We start from the raw sequence: 17,282 nt of genomic DNA on the forward strand, positions 1-17,282 counted from the left end.
AGAAGATCGATCCGGGCGAAGCAATACAGATCACATTTCTGGGTGGTGGGGTGTGGTGCGTCCGCTTTAATGTCGTGTCTGCGAAAAGCCGCCAGTCCGCTACCCACCCCAGCCCGGCCACAAACGCTGTTGCGACTGTGGGGCGTCTTTTGGGGAGCAGGGCGAACAATCCGAAGTGACCAGAACGGGCGCGAGACGGTCGCCGGCATAAGATCGGATACCGAACGGCCGCTGCGGGGGCCGGAAGCGGTCTGATAAGCTTCTGGCGTTCTCAGCTCGAATAGCGGACATACAAACCGGTGGAGGTCGATCGCTGGTTGCCGAAGGCAGGCCCTCCGACAATTCGGCTATGGAAGTCGACTCGGCGTGTAGCGGCCTTTTGCGTGTTCTAGCCGGAGAGTCTTTCAACGCTCATTGTGAGCGCCACTACGACACCGTCACCAGACCAATCGGTTGAAATCGTTCCGCCCAACTGGCCGGTCACGCTGCGAGACAGTAGCTTGCTCCCGTATCCGCTTTCTCCTTTGGGGGGTTCTACGGACGGCCCCCCTCGCTCCGTCCAAACGACGTGAACTTCGCTCCCCTCCGAGAATCCCGAAATATCCAGCGTTCCCTCTTGGACCGACAAAGCGCCGTACTTGAGGGAATTTGTCGCCAGTTCATGGACAACCAGCGCCAAGGTCGTGGCCGCTTGTTCGCCGACTCCCATTCGCGGAACCGCAACGCGGATCCGGCCACTGAAGGCGCCGGAATCGTCATAGGGAGCCAGCAGCACGGAGATCAAATCCCCCAACAAAGCAGCTCTGCCCTGGTGCCCTGGCAAGGGACGCACGATGTCGTGTGCCCTTCCGAGCGCCGCTAATCTGGCGGTCAGCTCCTCCGCCATTTCCTGGGCGGTGGTCGTCGATCGAGAGGTGATATTGGTAAGACCGGTCGCAATTGCCAGAAGATTTTTCACGCGATGGCTCATTTCGCCGGCCAGGAGTTCATGGCCCTCTTCGGCCTGCTTGCGTCCGGTCACGTCGAGAAACACGCCCCGCATTAGGCCCTTGTGCAAGCCTTCATCACTGCCGAGGCCGCGAGCCGAGACCCACCGGACCTCCTCCCCTAGCAGAATCCGGAAATCTATTTCGTAGGCGCCCAGTATGGCTCGGGTGGCCCCAAACGCCGCGCGAACGCGATCTCGATCGGCGGGGTGTATCCGAGAAGATAGGTCCTCGAAGACGACTTTGGTCGCCTGCGGAAGGCCCCACAATGTGAAGCCCTGCTCGTCCATAGAAAACGCGTCCGTGGCGACATTCCATGACCACAGTGCCACGCCAGCGGCGTGAAGCGCCCGTTTCAGGCTTTTGACCTCCCATAGGGGATCCGTGTTGTCACTGGATGGCATATTGGTCTCCTGTTCATCCGTTTGAACAGATTGTGGAAGCCTGCGCCAGATTGTCGATCCTAGCGCTTGGTGCGAAATGCCTTGTTGGACAGAACCGGGCTACCGACGGCGGCACATGGCTACCGTCCAGTTTTTGGAGAATAAGCAGGCTAAGAGGCCGCAGCGTCCGCGCCCGCCACTCTTTCAATCGCAGCCTTAAGATCTGCGGACCAGAATGGCTTGCCGAGGCGCTCAAAGCGTCCTTTATATTCCTCGGGCATCTCGGCGTAGCCCGTGGCGACGATAATCTTTATGTGTGGCCACTCCGCAGTAATCGAGGTCGCCAACGCGCCGCCGGTCATCTGCGGCATCGCGTAGTCGGTGATCACTATATCGATCTGCTGGGACCGGAGAATTTTGAGCGCATCCCGCCCGGACATGGCCTCGAAAACCTGATGACCAAGTTCCTCCGTCATCGCAACGGTATTGAGCAGGACAAGCGCATCGTCGTCGACAACGAGGACCCGCTTTGCGGTCATCCCGCTTTCCGCCGTAACGGGCGACGGCATTTCCGTCGCCGTTTCCGCCTCGGCCAGCGGGAGCCATAGCTCCGCCGTCGTTCCCCTGCCCACTTCGCTCGACAACACAAATCTGCCGCCCGATTGCTCGGCAAGCCCATGCACCATTGAAAGCCCCAGGCCGGTGCCTTTGCCGACGCCCTTGGTGGTAAAGAATGGCTCAGTTGCCCGGCTCACCGTTTCTTCGTCCATGCCTTCACCCTGATCGATGAGCGAGAGGACCACGTAGCTTCCGGGTTTGACGGCGTTGTTCGCTGCCCTCCCGATCTTCCTATGGGCCGCGCTGATAACGATTTGTCCGCCAGTCGGCATCGCGTCCCGCGCATTGACGGCGAGATTGAGCAGCGCGGATTCAAGCTGAGCTTTGTCGGTTAGAGCGTGCGGCAATGATAGGGGAAAGCGGGTAGTGATGAACACAGACGGGCCAAGGACCCGCTCCAACAGCTCACGCATGCCTCTGACGGTTTCCAGGACGTCCACCGGCCCCATCTCGAGCTCCTGCCGCCGGGCGAATGCGAGCATGCGCTGGGTTAGGGCCGCTCCCCGTTGCGCGCCCTGGACGGCATTCTCGATAAAGGGAGAGATCTTGGCATCGTATGGGAGGCGCTTGCTGACGATTTCCAGGCTGCCGAGAATGGCCATCAGCAGGTTGTTGAAGTCGTGTGCGATCCCGCCCGTGAGCTGACCGACCGCTTCCATTTTCTGCGCCTGAAACAGCGTTTCCCTGGCAGCGTCGAGCGCCAATTGTGCTTCCCGCCGTTCGGTAATGTCTCGGGTCACCTTGGCAAATCCAATCAGTTCGCCGCCGTCGTAGATGGCGTCAATAACGACATGCGCCCAGAACTGGGTCCCGTCCTTGCGCACCCGCCATCCCTCGCGTTCGACACTGCCCTTCTCCCTGGCGACCTCGAGGTTTCGGTCGGCTTCACCAGCCAAGCGCTCTTCCTCAGTGTAAAAGCGGGAAAAATGCTGTCCGATGATCTCGGATTCCTCGTAGCCCTTGATCCTTTGGGCGCCAGCGTTCCAAACCGCGACACGACCCGTGGGATCCAGCATGTAGATGGCGTAGTCGGTCACGCCCTTTACTAGAAGGCGGAACTGCCGCTCGCTTGCCCGCAGCGCTTCTTCCTGCTTGGCGCGTTCGGTGAGGTCGCGAGTAATCTTGGCGAAGCCCACCAATTGACCGCCGCCGTCCAAAATCCGGTCAATGACCACGTTGGCCCAGAAACGGGAGCCGTCCTTGCGAATCCGCCAGCCTTCGTCCTCGAAGCGCCCTTCGCGCGCCGCAATCGCTAGATTGCGTTGCGGTATCCCGTCACGCTGGTCGTCTTCGGTATAAAATTTGGAGAAGTTCTGCCCGACGATCTCGTCGGCTGCGTACCCCTTGAAACGTTGAGCGCCGGCATTCCAATTGGCCACCGTTCCCTGCGGGTCCAACATATAGATCGCGTAGTCGTTGATGGATTCGACCAGAAGCCGATAGCGGCCGTCAGGACTAACAGAGGCCTCAAATGGGTCGGATCGTTGCATTCTGCCCCCTTGGCCATCCATGAAACACGGCAATTCCGCCGAACGGCTACGGGGCCGTTTGGTTCCGGATGCAGGGCCCTCGCCTCAACTTGATCAACTTGTGTGAAGTCGTGGAACGGCCACCGAACGACATCGTTGGTGCTTCTTCAGATAGAGGAGCTCCCAGATGTTCATGCGAGTAGACAGGCTGATCACCGATTTGCCGCCGCCCAAGAAACAAGATCCGAACGCTGCTGCGGCCCTGCAGGAACTGCTCGGCGGCAAGTATGGCGAGATGTCCACGCTCGGGAACTACATGTTCCAGAGTTTTAACTTTCGTTCAAAGGACAAGTTGAGGCCGTTTTACAGCCTGGTGGCTTCCATCACGGCCGAAGAGCTTGCGCACGTCGAACTTGTTTGCAACGGCGTGGCAATGCTCAACAATGGGCCTGACAAGCCGAAGGGCGATATGGGGACCGGCGGCGACATCTCCAAGACGCCATTCGAGGCGATGACCGACATCCGCCTCGCTTCAGCGTTCCTGTCTAATGGTGGTGGCGCGACGCCGGTGAATGCCAATGGCGTTTCGTGGAACAATGACTTCGTCACTACGACCGGCAATGTCATCTTCGACCTGCTGCACAATTTTCATCTCGAATGCGGTGCTCGCCTGCACAAGCTGCGGGTCTATGAAACACTGAGCGATCCGACAGGTCGCGAGGTCTGCGGCTACCTGCTGGTTCGCGGGTCGGTGCATGCGCATTCCTATGCGCTCGCCATCCAGAAGCTGACCGGGGTTGATATCAAGCAGATGCTGCCCACGCCGAATATCGAGCTGGCCAAGATTCCGGAATGCCAAAAGTACCTCGACGAGGGGTCGCATCGCCGGCTCTACACCTGGAGCCCGGAGGACTATCAGGATATCTCTGGTATCTGGTCCAATGACGAAGTTGCCCTGCCGGGGGACCCGCCAGGCCCGCTCGAAGTGGTCGAGGGCATGCCCGACGGCGGCAAGATGCAGCAGTTGCAGGGCGTCCCTTCCGCCTTCACGCCGGACTATGCGCCCGAGGAATTCTACGAAATCGCCGCCAAGCTCTATAAGGCGTCCCGCTAAGGTAGACAGGGCGGCACGGCCGCCCTGTCTTCGCGCCCGCCTCTCATCTCCGCACCACTTAAGGCGCCCGCATGCCCCTACTCGTCCTATTCCGTTTCGTGTTCATGCTTGTTTCCCTCTGCGTGTTCGGCGTTGCCGCCTACCTGTTGTGGAACTGGTATGACGGCGACCTCATCCGACAAGCGGATGGCGATATCGTCCGTGTCCGGACCGGCTGGTTCCTCTGGGCTGGGGTTGGCTTGTTGGGTCTGTCGTTCTTCGGCCGACCCATAATCACGCCGTTTCTTGCCAAGCCGGACACCGATCCCACCGCTGCGGTGCGTGATGAGGGTCAGTTCGTTGCTGGCGCCAGTGGATCAAAGCTCTATGTCGAACAACTCGGGTCGCCCGCCGCGCCGCCGATTATCCTGGTGCACGGCTGGGCTATGGACAGCACGATTTGGTTTTACGCCAAGCGCGATCTGGCGCGGAGCTTTCGCGTTATCTGCTGGGACCTTCCGGGCATGGGCCAGTCAACGCCCGCTTCTCCCTCCGCCATTGGCCTGACCGAGTTCGCCCAGGACCTTCGAACCGTCATCGGCCTCGCCGGAGAGCGCAAGATTGTCCTTGTTGGTCATAGCATTGGTGGGATGACCATCCAGACGCTGGCGCGAGACGATCCGGCCTTCTTCGACGCGTATGTCGCCGGCACCGTGCTGGTCAACACGACCTATACGAACCCGCTCAAGACCATGATTTTGAGCGGGCTGGCGCAAGCCATTCGCTGGCCGCTGCTGGAGCCGCTGATGCGTCTCGCGATAGCCTTGCAGCCGCTGGTGTGGCTGAGTGCCTGGCAAAGCTATCTCAGCGGCACCGCCCACATGGCTAACCGGCTGGGGTTCGGCAAGTATGTGACGCGGAGTCAGTTAGAACATACAACATTGCTGTCCACGCGAAACTCGCCGGGAAATATCGACCGGGGCAACCTCGCCATGTTTCGATGGGACGCCACTCACGCCATGGCGCGCGTCACCCCACCGCTTTTGGTTCTGTCCGGCGAGATTGACATCGTGACAAAGCCGCAGGCCGGGCGGCAGATTGCGGCGGACCGGGGAGATACCATCCACCTCGCAATCGAAGGCGCCAACCACATGGGGTTTCTGGAGCGATCCGCGGACTACAATCGCGCCATAGCGGACTTCGCCCAGTCTTTACAGCCAACACCCTAGCAAGCCCACGTCCGACACCGTTACCCCCTCCGCTCGGTCTATGAATCTGGCGATACAGGCCTTGAGCGCTTGTGGGCGAGTCAGTCGGTTTCGAATGTCGGGGCAAGGGATAGTGAACCATCGATTCAGTTGAGCGTTAAAACAGCCACATAACCTTGGAGAGGCTCATCATGCCCAACACAAAACAGCACCGCGCCCGTGTTGCCGGTGGTCAGGACCATGAAGTGAAATACGAAGCCGACAAAACCGGCGCATCGACACCCGAGGTCAAAGATGCCGTGAAATCCGCGGGCAATGGCCGCAAGGCCGTCGAGAAGAAGCTGAGTGCAAAATGAGCCGCGAGGGGCTCCCCACCGGTGAGGGCACTGCCGGAAAGAACGATGTCGCCGACCCCCATCCGTCGACCGAAGAGGACTACGACAAGATCCCGCGTCCCGGTGGCACCAACCTCCCGAAGGGATCAGATATTGGGCGCAACTCCTACGCCCATGACGGCAAGGCGCCACCGCGTCCGAAGAACGAGGGTCCCAAGTCCAAATGACTTCCGTGGAGCTGGACGAAGACCTGCTCGACGGAGTGGAGCGGTTCATAGCCGATCGGAACGAGCCGCCGCGGGGGAAGATGACTTACGAGGACGCCGTCAACGTCATCGTCAGGGACTGGCTCATGGGCCAAGGCTATGTGCCGTTGCCGGATGATGACGACTCAATCACCTCGGCCCTGGACGCCGCTAAGGTTCCCTAGGATAGCGCCGATCATTATGGGGGCCGTTCCGCAACAGCGCACCTAGACCGTCTGACTGATATCGGAGGCCACAGGCACGCCGTCATCCGGTAGGCCGTCCCGGCAACGCCTGTGGCAAGACCGAGAGGAGCTACGAGGCGCTGCTGGAGCGGTCGACCTGGATTTAGTCACGCTCAAATTCAGCACTGGATCCTTTCCCGGCGTTTGAGCATCACACTCGATTGAGCCTAGTCGCGATCCGCGACCGGGCAGCATCGGCAGGTTCGTCCGCATTCGCTGACTTACTCACCCACAGACCACGCGCGAATGGTGTTCCGACATACGTGCTAACGTGCTCGCCCGCGTGAACGATAAAGGGGATGTTGGACGCGATCAGGCGCTCGACGACACTCACGCAGGGCGGTCCTTATCCACTATGGCGACATCGGGCCGGCGCATGTTGAGCCAATTGTCCGCGCCCCGACAGCTCATCACCGTGGTCCGCGCCGCCATCGAGCTGATCACTCTGGCTTCCCAGACGCTTGGCCAAGCCCTTTTTCCTCATAAATTGAAGCAACAAACTGCATCGACAGACAATTGCACCTGCTAAACCGTGTGGAGGTCGAGATGCGACAAGCTGAATACCTGGTGGTGCAACGTTCGGAGCAATGGTGGGTAATGCTCGACGGTACCCGCTTCGGGCCATACCTGGGCCGCCAGATTGCCATCGACCGAGCGGTGTCTCTTGCAAAGGTTGACTCTAAGGCCGGCACAACAGCGCGAGTCTCCGTCGATGACGGGGAAGGCATAGAGGTAGTCCATCAATCTACCCCCGAGGATCAACTCTAAGGGCGTTCAAGGAATCGTCCTATCCTCTGCCGACACATTGCATGATCCTCCGACTATCCCTGTCGGCCTGCCGCCTTGGAATAGAGCCGGACCATCGACACGGGTTGACCGGGATGCTGGAAGTAAACCCGGGCGCGGAGGTCGCGCTTTGATCCGCTCCGCACGACTTCAACCCCGAGGGCTTCCAATACGGCGCGTTCGGGGCTGCTGGCTTGCACGACGAGTTCCCGCGGGTCGATCGCAGAAGTCGCAAGGTCGATTATTCGATACTGAATGGGCATAGTGACGGGAACCGATGCGTAAAAGGTCGGGCCCAGCGCCGCGGGGGCCCGATTGAACGGTCAAGATCACCATGCATGAGACAGGGATCGTGACTTAACCCAACGCAGGCCGCTTGGTTTCGTTCCCTTGCCGTTTTCCCCTTCAGACCCTGATCCGATTGGTCGCACAGTCGGCGGCGTTGACGGGATCCACTGTTCGACAACCGTGGTCACCGTATTGTCGTACACGGCGGACTGACGCCTGCCGGGACAAGAAGCATAGAGCCGACGCTGCTTGGCTTTGCCAAACGATGAGACCTTCCAGACCTGCGCCCATCCGTGGTTAGTCTTCATTCGTTCGCCGCAAGAGCTGACAGACCTTCTGCACAACAGAGGAAGCAACTCGATCAACGGAGCGAAGCTCTTGTCGAAGACCCAGTGTCAGTTGGGGACCAGCTAGAGGCAGAAATCGGCGGCAGAACCGCATTGCGGGCCTATGTGCAGGCGATGTTGGAGGAGGCCGCAGTGAAGCTTGCAGAACACATGTGGCGTGTCCCGGCCAGCCGCCCAGGTACTCAACACGGCCGAACATCAGGATGGCTCCACCTGTCTTCCGCTGGCCGAACAGGCCGGCTTCTTTCTGGGAGGCGTGGCTGCGGTTCTCGACGGTAAACCCGAAATAGGAGGCGCTCCTCCCTCGGCTTTGACTGGTTCGGGGGAAATGACACGGCAAGAGATTTGGAGCTTCTGGCGGAGCGTCTCGGCATACAACCGCCCGCAAAGAATGAAACTGCTGCTGACTGCCTGCTCTACGGGCAGACCACTTCCGGCAGCGCGCTTTCCCGAGCTGCAGCCCAATGGTACGAGAAGGGTTTTAGGGACGCGTATTGCTAATCCTCATCTGCTTGCGCGACCGTCGGCCCAGTCTGCTGTGCGGCGAGTGGTACCGTCAGGCAGATTTGCGCAACAAGCAGCAGGATGGACCGTGCAATCTCTCCGAAATCTCATGATCATCGGGTTTCCGGTCATCTTGTCCTGCCAGATTGCATGAGACGGATGCGTCCGAGCATATAAGAATATCGGCTGAGGGGAAGGAGAGCATATCCATGCAGAGAGGAATGGCGGCCGAGGATCGCATACCGCGGGCGCGCCTATGGAAACACGTGGGCGCGCTCCCGACCGCCGGCGTTCTATCGTCTGTTTCACCGGTGGCCGCCCAGCGGAGACGAGCAGCTGCATCGCACGATCCGACGGCGTCATTCACTTCGGCCGCAATCCACTGGATGATCGAAAGTCCGGGCAAGCGGTTATTTGAGCATGCGGTTAGGAATGCCGCCGATTTCTTATGAGAAAATGACGGTCATACGCTCGGCTTCGCACAGGAAATTAATTTCGCGCACTGACCACAAGCCTTCGTGCGCGAGAGGCCAACATTGAACTCCGGCGAAATCCGCCGTCTGGCGACGGCCTTGGGGGTGGCGGCGGACCGATCGGCAGCCGCCACCAACCAGCATTTTGTAGACTACGCGGCCTTCACATTCGCTTCTGCTTTGGCGACTTCGCTCAGGGCCATATCGGTCGCGATCTCTTCCTGTAGCGTTGTCTCGAAAAGCGTTACTGCTTCGGTGAGGCCAAGTTGGTTGGCCCAAGTCTTTAGCGTGCCATAGCGAGCGATCTCATAATGCTCGACCGCCTGCGCAGCAGCAGCCAGGCCGGCATCGAGAGCGACAGTGCCCTTGAACTCCTCCATGATGGACTTGCCTTCCTCGAGGATGCCCAGGATAGCGTCACAGGTCTTGCCCCGCGGCGTCTTGCCAAGGAGGACGAACACCTGTTCGAGCCGCTCGACGTGAACCTCCGTCTCGGCAAGATGCTTTTCGAAGCCCGCCTTGAGGGCAGGAGACTGAGCCGCCTTGGCCATTTTGGGGAGATTTTTTACGATTTGCTTTTCGGCATAAAAGATGTCCTTGAGGGTATCCTCGAATAGGTCATTCAGCGTTTTCTCTTTCGGCGCGGCCATAGCTTTCGTTCCTTTTTGAAGTGATAGACTCGAACGCATCCGCGCGATCCCAGTTCCGTGATCGGTGCGGTCTCAGTAGGCCGATGCGGGCTTATCATCTGCGAAAGGATTGCCCAGCCGAGAAGCTGTAGGTACAGCGCTGGCAGCACCGGACCGGCGACCTTACGGCATCGTTGCCTGCCATTACCTCCGCTCCTGTGATGCTATGTCGTGGTCTACTGTCTGCCAGGCTTAGGATACGGCCAACGGGACGGAATACGGCTTTGAAAGAGCGCATTACCGTACGCATGACTTCTGAGATGATCGCGCAGCAATCCAGTTATGTCAGCCGTCAGGATGTTGCATGGCGTGACCGGTAGATTAAGCCATCGATCACGATCTCCTCGCCCTGCAGCGTCTGCCGTACGGAGGCCCATCGATGCAACGGTAGTAAGTGCCCTTCACGGGGGACTTTGATGTTTGGGCGAGACCAGCGCGGGCGGGATATGGACTCGTGTGCCATTTCGTTGGCCAGTGCGAGAAGCCGGTCTGCCCGTGATCTGCGTTGAGACCCTTCACATGAAGTCACTGCTGAAGGTGCAGCAGATCAACAAGTCTGACCGGCATGACGCGCGCGGCATTGCCCAGATAACGCGTGTCGGCCTGTTCAAGCCGGTGCATGTGACGACACTAGCGAGTCAGGAGAAGCGGATGCTGCTGACCGCGCGACAGCTGATTCAACGCAAGATGCTCGACGTCGATGCCGATCTGCGTGGCACCTTGCGTAACTTCGGCCTGAAGGTTGGCGTCGTCGGACAAGCTGGATTCGAGACGCGCATCCGCGAGCTCGTCGAAGGATTGCCCATCCTTGCCACTCTTGCGAATAATCAAATAAAGCGTATATTTCGTTTAATACGAAGGAGTGGTGCCATGAAGAATTTTTCGACAGTCGATCTGCTGCGCGATCTGAAAACCGTCACCATGGCGGCAGACCGTCAGCCTGTCGCCATCACCCAGCATCGTAAACCCCGCTATGTCCTGATGACCTACGATGACTTTGCCGCAATGAAGCAGGAAGGCGATCCACGCCGGGTCTACGGCGCAGGGGAAACGCCGCCCGACCTGGCCGCGCAGATCGATGTCGCTCTGGACCAGATCATTGCCGATGGCACCGAACCCAATGGCTGATATCCCGCCCAACGGGTCAATCATTCGCTATGCCTATCTTTGGAAATGGCAGCGCGACAATCACGAGACGGAAGGTCGCAAAGAGCGTCCTGTGTGCCTGACATTGTCATTGCCGCACGGCGACCAAACCGCCCCGATCATGCTTGCCATTTCGGGCACTCCGCCGCGCTCTGACCAAACCACACTGGTCATCCCTGAGCTTGAGCGGCGCCGGGCGGGGTTGAGTGCGTGGAAAGACGCCTGGATCACCGTCTCGGAATACAATTTTGATATTGCCGAGAAGTCCTATTATACGATCCCCATCCCGAAGTCCTTGGCACGTTCAGCAAGGGGTTTCTAGCGCAGGTGGCTATCGCGTTTAAGCCATTCACCGCGAGCAAAATTGCCCGCGTCAACCGCATCGACTGACCAGGAAATCGTCGTCGTCGCGCGGCAGGGATCGACCGGCCCGCGCGCCGCTTGAGAGTGGCGACCGGAATCTATTTCAATTCAAGGCGACGGCAAACATTCCGAGGCGGGATGAGGGAAGGCCGCGCAATTCCAGAGAAGACGGTCGGTTCCCGTCTTGGTGCTGTGCACATAATGCACCAAGTGGGAAAGCGACTCTTGGTCGTTCATTTTGAGTTTGCGAGGCGCGGTCGCGTCATCGGTCCAAAGACCTATCGAGCAAAACGAAGCCCGCCACACTCTGTTCGCGCTTGCCCTGTATCACGGTTGCTCGCGACGCCCGCGCAGAGGAGAAACCGTCGCTATTGTCGCGACTAGGGTGGGCTACGCGTCCGAGCGCGCGTTTGGCAACGCGTTCAAGCGTACCCATGGCACGGCGCCGAAGCGGTATTGGTCGAGTACCGATGCCCAAGAACATTATGCAAGCAGTGAACCGGTCAATGGGCGGTGAAGCGACAACGGACTTGCCTTCGGTATTCGGCCTTCGCGTGGGGTAGAATGTCGCGCCTGGGCGGCAGCTGGGCCACGCCCGGCAAGATGAGCACTCTAGCTATTGGTTAGTTCCGACTGGATGTAGAGCCGCAACAGTTCCACCAGAGCTGTGAGGGAGGCCATGTGGGTGCGTTCCCAGCCGTGGGAGGAATCGAGGGAAAAGCAGACGAGGCCGACGCGGACGTCCCAGCCGGCTTCGACGGCGGCGGCGCTGTCGGAGCGGTAATGGCGGAAGGTGTCGCGTTCATATTTGATGTCATTGTGTTGGCAGAGCCCTAACATTTGGCGTGTCATTCGGGCGTCAAAGGGACCCTGGCGGTCACGCATGGCGATGGTGACGGCGTCATCGCGCGATGTCTGGTTGGGAGCGGTGACGGCATTGTCGATGGCGAGCAGTTCTTCGACCTCGGGACCAAAGCCATGGGTGGCACCGATGCCGGTCTCCTCGGCGATGGTGAACATGGCCTGGAAAGGAACAGCAACATTGGTGTGGCCCTCAGCGATGGACTTAAGGACGGCGAGCAAAGTGGCGCAACCGGCTTTGTCATCGAGGTGGCGGGAGACGATGAAACCGTCGATGACTTCGGGCTGAGCATCGATTGCGACCATATCGCCGACATTGAAGCCGGCGGCAATGAGCGCGGTGCGGTGGGGCATAATGGCGTCCACGCGGATTTCGAGATTGTCCCAATCGGCGGGTTGAGTATCGACCTCGGTGTTGAAGCGGTGGCCGGAGGCTTTGAGCGGCAGGATGGTGCCGCGATGTTCGGCATTGTCTGAGAAGATGGTGACGCGAGCCCCCTCGGCGAAACGAGCGGCCCAGGTGCCGGTGTTGCGCAGGGCAAGGCGGCCATTGGGCTTGAGTTCGGTGACCATGGCCCCGAGCGTATCGAGATGGGCGGCAAGGGCGCGGCGAGGTGGGCCGTCGCCTACTTCGACATAAAGGATGCCGCGGCGGGTATATTTGGGATTGTAGCCGAGATCGCGCAGCCAGGTGTCGACCAGCGCCACGGCGCGCTCGGTCATGCCGACGGGGCTCGGCGTTTTAACCAATTGCAGCAACCGGTCGAGGAGATAATCGGTATTGATCATGCGATGCGGCGCTTTCTGGTGCGGGCCGGGGACACTTCTTCGAGGAAACGGTCTTCGAGCTTGGCCTCAAGGCTCAGCATGTGCTTTTCGGCTTCGTCCATATGTTCGGCGAGGATGGCGGCGGCTGCGGCGGCGTCGCGGCTCCGCATGGCGGCGATGAGATCGCGCTGGTGCTGAATGCCGCTGGCGCGCGAGACGGGTTCGGGCCGGACATAGATGTCCTGCGCAACGGTGAGATCCTTGAGGAGGCGCTGGAGGAAGCGGCAGGTGAAGGCGAGAATGGGGTTGTCGGAATACTCGGCGACGATGCCGTGGAAATCGAGTTCCGCCATGCGCTGGTTCCAGCGTTCGTTCTGATCTGCCGGCTCGTGATCATAGATCAGAATGACGGCTTCGAGGCGTTTGAGGCCAGCTTCGTCAATATGGGGGGTGGCGCTCGCCGCTAGTTGGGGTTCGAGGACCTTTCGCATCTCGTAGATATTGGCGATCGTCAGGTTTTTGGCAAAGAGGAAGTTGGAGAGCAGACTCATGGCCCGCCCCTCGGACATGCGCTCGATGAAGGCGCCGCCGCCAGGGCCGGTACGGACCGAAATGAGGCCCTGGACTTCGAGAGATTTCAGCGCTTCGCGGACGGTGCCCTTGCTGGCAGCGAACTGGGCCAACAGATCGCGCTCCTGCGGTAGGCGGTCGCCGGGCCCGAGGCCATGTTCGACGATCATACGCTTGATGGCATCGACGATTTCGTCGGTGCGCTTGCGGCGTGGGGGAACGGCAATTGCCGCTGTTTCGGAGGAGTCGGTGTCGCTCATGCGGCGCGGTCCGTTGCGGAAAGGCGCGGTGCGCTGGCTATGAGCGACCGCGTGTAGTCGTGCTGCGGGTTGGCAAAGAGCTGGGCCGCCGGCCCGACCTCTACCACTTCTCCCAGATACATAACGGCGACACGATCGGAAATCGATTCCACGATGGCCAGATCGTGGCTGATGAAAAGGTAGGAGAGGCCGAGATCGTCGCGCAATTGCTGGAGCAGGAGCAGCACCTGCGCCTGTACCGACACGTCGAGCGCACTCACCGGCTCATCGAGCACGAGAATGCTGGCTTCAGCGGCAAGGGCTCGGGCGATGGCGATGCGCTGGGCCTGTCCGCCGGAGAATTCGTGTGGATAGCGTTCGAGCGTGTCGAGCGGCATCTTCACGGCGTCGATTAGCTCGCGTTTGCGAATGGCGCGCCGCGTGCTGTCATAGGTGCAGAGCAGGCGCAGCGGCACATCGAGAATATCGCCGATGGTCTTGCGCGGGTTGAGCGAGGCGACGGGGTCCTGAAAGACATATTGGATAGTGCGACCAAAGGCGCGTGAGCCGGAGGAAGCGAGCTCGGCCCAGGGTTTGTTGTCGATGAGCATGGTGCCAGATGTGGGGTGTTCGAGGCCGACCAGCATACGGGCGAGTGTCGATTTGCCCGAGCCGCTCTCGCCGACGATACCGAGGGTTTCGCCACGCTTGAGATCGAGCGAAATGCCGCGGACGGCCTGCACCTCGCTGGCCTGACGTCCGAAGAGATTGCGGCCACCGCCGAAGGTTTTGATGAGATCGCGGATTTGGATGGCGTTCTGGCTCATGCGCTTGCCTCCATAAACAGCGGCCGGACCCGGTCGAGGAAACCGTGGCCTTCTCCTAGCTCGGGCACGCAGGCGATGAGGCGCTTGGTATAGTCGTGCTGGGGGTCGCGCAGCACCGCCTGCGTTTCTCCCTGTTCGACGATTTCGCCATTTTTCATAACCGCGACGCGGTCACAGACTTGGGCCACGACGCCGAAATCGTGGGTGATCAGGAGAAGGGCGAGACCGCGCTCGCGGCGCAGGTTTTGCAGAAGGTCGAGAATGCGGGCCTGCACCGTGACATCGAGCGCGGTGGTCGGCTCGTCGGCGATGATGATGTCGGGGTCATTGGCGAGCGCCATGGCGATGCCGATGCGCTGGCGCTGGCCGCCTGAGAGTTCGTGGGGATAGGCGCTGGCGCGGCTTGCTGCATCGCGGATACCCACGGTTTCCATCAGTCCGACGGCGCGCTGGCGGGCCCCGTGCTTGCCGATGGGATTATGGGCGAGGACTGCCTCGGCGATCTGGTGGCCGACCGAGAAGAGCGGATGGAGCGTCGTCAGCGGGTCCTGGAAGACATAGGCGACGCGGGCGCCGCGGAGGGCGATGAGTTCCTGCTCGCGCATCGAGAGCACATCCTTGCCTTGGATATAGACGCCGCCATTGGTGATGACGCCGGGCGGCGAGGCGACCAGGCCCATCAGCGAGAGCGCCGTCACCGACTTGCCCGAGCCGCTTTCGCCGATGAGGCCGAGACACTCGCCTTTGCCGAGATGGAAGCTGATGTCGCGAACGGCGGGGGTTATGGAGGCGCCGGTATCGAAGCCGGTTGAAAGGTTTTCGACGACGAGGGCAGGGGCGTCCGAAAGGGTTGGGGCAGGCTTGGTCTGGCGGCCGATTTTTGTGACCGGCATGGGGCGGCCGAGGGTGCCGGAACGGAGGCGCGGATCGAGCACGTCGCGGATGCCGTCGCCTAGCAAATTGATGCTCATGACCAGGAGGAAGATCATCACGCCGGGAATGATCGAGGCATGCGGGCCGGTGAAGAGCTGGGCGCGGGCCTGGCCGAGCATAGAGCCTAAGTCCGATGTCGGCGGCTGGGCCCCGAGACCGAGGAAGGAGAGGCCGGCGGTTTCAAGGATCATCCAGCCCACGGTGGTCGACATGGTGATGACAATGACAGGCAGGACATTGGGCAGCACTTCGGTGAAGAGGACCGCCGCGTGGCTCTTGCCCGAGAGGCGCGCGGCGTCGACGAATTCGCGATTGCTGATCGAGACGGTGACGCCGCGAATATTGCGGGCAAAGAAGGGGATATTGACGAGCGCGATGGCGTAGAGAGCGTTGAGAAGGCCGGGTCCAAGCGCAGCGACGATGGCAATGGCCAAGAGGATATAGGGGAAGGCCATCAGCATATCGACAAAGCGCATGAGGATGCTGTCGGCGGCGCCGCGAGCATAGCCGGCGACGAGGCCAATGAGGGAGCCGAAGAAAGCCGCGAGGGCAGTGGCGCTGACGCCGACGAGCAACGAAACCTGTGTGCCCCAGATGAGGCGCGAAAGAATATCGCGGCCGAGGTGATCGGTGCCGAGGAGGTGCCCAGCGCTGAGCGGGGGCAGCAGGCGCTTGGGCTGGTCGGTGATATCCGGGTTTGGGATCGGGAGGATCGGCGCGAGGAGCGCCAGGATGACGATGAAGCCGAAAATGAAAAGACCGGCCGCGGCAAGGCGATTGGCCATCAGCAATTGCAGATTGCTGCGGCGCTTGCGGGCGGAGGTTGGGATAGGGACAATGAGATCGGTCATGCTTTGAGCCTTGGATCGAGCATGGCCTGCGCGACATCGGCCAGAAGATTGACGAGCACATAGACGGTAGCGGCAACGAGCACGCCGCCTTGCACCAGAAGCATATCGCGAGTGGAGACGGCCTTGACCAGCATCTGGCCGAGGCCGGGCCACTGGAACACGGTTTCGATATAAACGGCACCACCGAGCACGAAGCCGGCCTGAATGCCGAGCACAGGAATGATGGAGACGAGTGCAGCGCGGAAGGCGTGACGATAGATAACCTTGTTTTCGCTAAGGCCCTTGGCACGCGCGGTGCGGATGAAATCCTGACGCAGGACTTCGAGCATGGCGGCGCGGGTGAGGCGGGCGACAACGCCAGTGGCGACGATGGCGAGGGTGGACGCGGGCAGGATCAGATGGCGCAGGAGGTCGGGTAGGTCGCCGCCGCCATAGACGGCATACATGCCCGAAGCCGGGAGCAGGCGCCATTGCACGGCGAAGAACAGGATGAAGACCAGGCCAAGGAAGAAGGCCGGCATGGAAATGCCGATAAGGACAAAGAAGGTGACGATCCGGTCGGTCCAGCCGAACTGGCGCACTGCCGAGACGATGCCGGCGAGAATGCCGAGGACCGAACATATGACCAGCGACGCCCCGGCAAGGATCAGAGTGGCGCCAAAACGTTCAAGCACTTCATCAAGCACGGGGCGATTGAGAATATAGGAGCGGCCGAAATCGCCCTGGAGAAGGTTGCCGATCCAGATGACATATTGCTCGGGCCAGGAACGATCGAGCCCAAGGGCGCGATTGATGCGCGCGACATTGTCGGGCGTCGCATAGGAGCCGAGAAGGGCCTGGGCGGGGTCGCCGGGGATCAGTTTCATCACCAGGAAGACGATGACGGAGAGGCCGAGGATAACGGGGATCGCGGCCAGGAGGCGTTTGCCGATATAGGCGGTCATGGGGGCCTCCTTTTGGCGGTGCGGGTGGGGAGAACCCCCACCTAGCCTCCCCCTGGTTGGGGGGAGGGATGGATCGCGTATTGTTGTGGGCGATGGTTTGCAGCTGGTGGG

The 17,282-nt window shown here is 60.5% G+C and carries 14 protein-coding genes and 1 pseudogene; 7 read left to right on the forward strand and 8 right to left on the reverse strand.

The window, feature by feature from the left end:
• Positions 1-388: 388 nt before the first annotated feature.
• Both N8A98_RS00605 and N8A98_RS00610 read right to left on the reverse strand, forming a co-directional pair.
• The gene (locus N8A98_RS00605; RefSeq protein ID WP_262165675.1) at positions 389-1,390 is read right to left on the reverse strand and encodes a sensor histidine kinase; all 1,002 of its coding nucleotides are present in this window, start codon (positions 1,388-1,390) and stop codon (positions 389-391) included.
• A 149-nt stretch (positions 1,391-1,539) separates the two neighbouring features.
• The gene (locus N8A98_RS00610) at positions 1,540-3,477 is read right to left on the reverse strand and encodes a hybrid sensor histidine kinase/response regulator (protein ID WP_262165677.1); all 1,938 of its coding nucleotides are present in this window, start codon (positions 3,475-3,477) and stop codon (positions 1,540-1,542) included.
• Between the two features lie 166 nt (positions 3,478-3,643).
• On the opposite strand from N8A98_RS00610, the gene N8A98_RS00615 reads away from it, so the two are divergent.
• The 5 genes from N8A98_RS00615 (at position 3,644) to N8A98_RS00635 (ending at position 6,522) form a co-directional block, all read left to right on the forward strand.
• Positions 3,644-4,570 (forward strand): manganese catalase family protein, encoded by a 927-nt coding sequence (locus tag N8A98_RS00615; RefSeq protein WP_262165679.1) that lies wholly within the window; start codon positions 3,644-3,646, stop codon positions 4,568-4,570.
• A 71-nt stretch (positions 4,571-4,641) separates the two neighbouring features.
• The gene (locus N8A98_RS00620; protein ID WP_262165680.1) at positions 4,642-5,778 is read left to right on the forward strand and encodes an alpha/beta fold hydrolase; all 1,137 of its coding nucleotides are present in this window, start codon (positions 4,642-4,644) and stop codon (positions 5,776-5,778) included.
• A gap of 170 nt (positions 5,779-5,948) precedes the next feature.
• The gene (locus N8A98_RS00625) at positions 5,949-6,113 is read left to right on the forward strand and encodes a DUF3606 domain-containing protein (protein ID WP_262165682.1); all 165 of its coding nucleotides are present in this window, start codon (positions 5,949-5,951) and stop codon (positions 6,111-6,113) included.
• On the forward strand, positions 6,110-6,319 hold the full coding sequence (locus N8A98_RS00630) for a hypothetical protein (protein WP_262165683.1): 210 nt from the start codon (positions 6,110-6,112) through the stop codon (positions 6,317-6,319). Before N8A98_RS00625 ends, N8A98_RS00630 begins: the two co-directional genes overlap by 4 nt.
• Entirely contained in the window at positions 6,316-6,522 is a 207-nt protein-coding gene (locus N8A98_RS00635) for a hypothetical protein (protein WP_262165684.1), read from the forward strand. The genes N8A98_RS00630 and N8A98_RS00635 overlap by 4 nt, the downstream gene beginning before the upstream one ends.
• A gap of 2,610 nt (positions 6,523-9,132) precedes the next feature.
• Here the strand turns inward: N8A98_RS00635 and N8A98_RS00640 are convergent.
• Complete coding sequence (locus tag N8A98_RS00640) at positions 9,133-9,630, reverse strand: YciE/YciF ferroxidase family protein (RefSeq protein ID WP_262165903.1); 498 nt, start codon at positions 9,628-9,630, stop codon at positions 9,133-9,135.
• A 519-nt stretch (positions 9,631-10,149) separates the two neighbouring features.
• On the opposite strand from N8A98_RS00640, the pseudogene N8A98_RS00645 reads away from it, so the two are divergent.
• Together N8A98_RS00645 and N8A98_RS00650 are read left to right on the forward strand one after the other, a co-directional pair.
• Positions 10,150-10,488 (forward strand): annotated as a pseudogene (locus N8A98_RS00645) (IS110 family transposase); the annotation flags it as partial.
• A 301-nt stretch (positions 10,489-10,789) separates the two neighbouring features.
• Entirely contained in the window at positions 10,790-11,137 is a 348-nt protein-coding gene (locus N8A98_RS00650) for a hypothetical protein (RefSeq protein WP_262165686.1), read from the forward strand.
• A 653-nt stretch (positions 11,138-11,790) separates the two neighbouring features.
• Here the strand turns inward: N8A98_RS00650 and N8A98_RS00655 are convergent.
• Genes N8A98_RS00655 through N8A98_RS00675 form a run of 5 tightly spaced genes read right to left on the reverse strand, consistent with a single transcriptional unit; the run spans position 11,791 to position 17,171 of the window.
• Entirely contained in the window at positions 11,791-12,828 is a 1,038-nt protein-coding gene (locus N8A98_RS00655; protein WP_262165687.1) for an osmoprotectant NAGGN system M42 family peptidase, read from the reverse strand.
• Complete coding sequence (locus tag N8A98_RS00660; RefSeq protein WP_262165689.1) at positions 12,825-13,637, reverse strand: FadR/GntR family transcriptional regulator; 813 nt, start codon at positions 13,635-13,637, stop codon at positions 12,825-12,827. The genes N8A98_RS00655 and N8A98_RS00660 overlap by 4 nt, the downstream gene beginning before the upstream one ends.
• A complete protein-coding gene (locus tag N8A98_RS00665) occupies positions 13,634-14,443 on the reverse strand; it encodes an ATP-binding cassette domain-containing protein (RefSeq protein WP_262165690.1) in 810 nt (269 codons plus the stop codon). Before N8A98_RS00665 ends, N8A98_RS00660 begins: the two co-directional genes overlap by 4 nt.
• Entirely contained in the window at positions 14,440-16,227 is a 1,788-nt protein-coding gene (locus N8A98_RS00670) for a dipeptide/oligopeptide/nickel ABC transporter permease/ATP-binding protein (RefSeq protein ID WP_262165691.1), read from the reverse strand. Before N8A98_RS00670 ends, N8A98_RS00665 begins: the two co-directional genes overlap by 4 nt.
• Positions 16,224-17,171 carry an ABC transporter permease gene (locus N8A98_RS00675; RefSeq protein ID WP_262165693.1) on the reverse strand — a complete coding sequence of 316 codons (948 nt, stop codon included), beginning with the start codon at positions 17,169-17,171 and terminating at the stop codon, positions 16,224-16,226. The genes N8A98_RS00670 and N8A98_RS00675 overlap by 4 nt, the downstream gene beginning before the upstream one ends.
• Between the last annotated feature and the right edge of the window lie 111 nt (positions 17,172-17,282).

Origin of the sequence: Devosia neptuniae, from assembly GCF_025452235.1 — a bacterium.
GTDB lineage: Bacteria > Pseudomonadota > Alphaproteobacteria > Rhizobiales > Devosiaceae > Devosia.

Excerpts from the sequence above, each read along its gene's own strand:
- N8A98_RS00605 (WP_262165675.1), bottom strand. The coding sequence starts at position 1,390 with ATGCCATCCAGTGACAACACGGATCCCCTATGGGAGGTCAAAAGCCTG.
- N8A98_RS00610 (WP_262165677.1), bottom strand. The coding sequence starts at position 3,477 with ATGCAACGATCCGACCCATTTGAGGCCTCTGTTAGTCCTGACGGCCGC.
- N8A98_RS00615 (WP_262165679.1), top strand. The coding sequence starts at position 3,644 with ATGTTCATGCGAGTAGACAGGCTGATCACCGATTTGCCGCCGCCCAAG.
- N8A98_RS00620 (WP_262165680.1), top strand. The coding sequence starts at position 4,642 with ATGCCCCTACTCGTCCTATTCCGTTTCGTGTTCATGCTTGTTTCCCTC.
- N8A98_RS00625 (WP_262165682.1), top strand. The coding sequence starts at position 5,949 with ATGCCCAACACAAAACAGCACCGCGCCCGTGTTGCCGGTGGTCAGGAC.
- N8A98_RS00630 (WP_262165683.1), top strand. The coding sequence starts at position 6,110 with ATGAGCCGCGAGGGGCTCCCCACCGGTGAGGGCACTGCCGGAAAGAAC.
- N8A98_RS00635 (WP_262165684.1), top strand. The coding sequence starts at position 6,316 with ATGACTTCCGTGGAGCTGGACGAAGACCTGCTCGACGGAGTGGAGCGG.
- N8A98_RS00640 (WP_262165903.1), bottom strand. The coding sequence starts at position 9,630 with ATGGCCGCGCCGAAAGAGAAAACGCTGAATGACCTATTCGAGGATACC.
- N8A98_RS00650 (WP_262165686.1), top strand. The coding sequence starts at position 10,790 with ATGGCTGATATCCCGCCCAACGGGTCAATCATTCGCTATGCCTATCTT.
- N8A98_RS00655 (WP_262165687.1), bottom strand. The coding sequence starts at position 12,828 with ATGATCAATACCGATTATCTCCTCGACCGGTTGCTGCAATTGGTTAAA.
- N8A98_RS00660 (WP_262165689.1), bottom strand. The coding sequence starts at position 13,637 with ATGAGCGACACCGACTCCTCCGAAACAGCGGCAATTGCCGTTCCCCCA.
- N8A98_RS00665 (WP_262165690.1), bottom strand. The coding sequence starts at position 14,443 with ATGAGCCAGAACGCCATCCAAATCCGCGATCTCATCAAAACCTTCGGC.
- N8A98_RS00670 (WP_262165691.1), bottom strand. The coding sequence starts at position 16,227 with ATGACCGATCTCATTGTCCCTATCCCAACCTCCGCCCGCAAGCGCCGC.
- N8A98_RS00675 (WP_262165693.1), bottom strand. The coding sequence starts at position 17,171 with ATGACCGCCTATATCGGCAAACGCCTCCTGGCCGCGATCCCCGTTATC.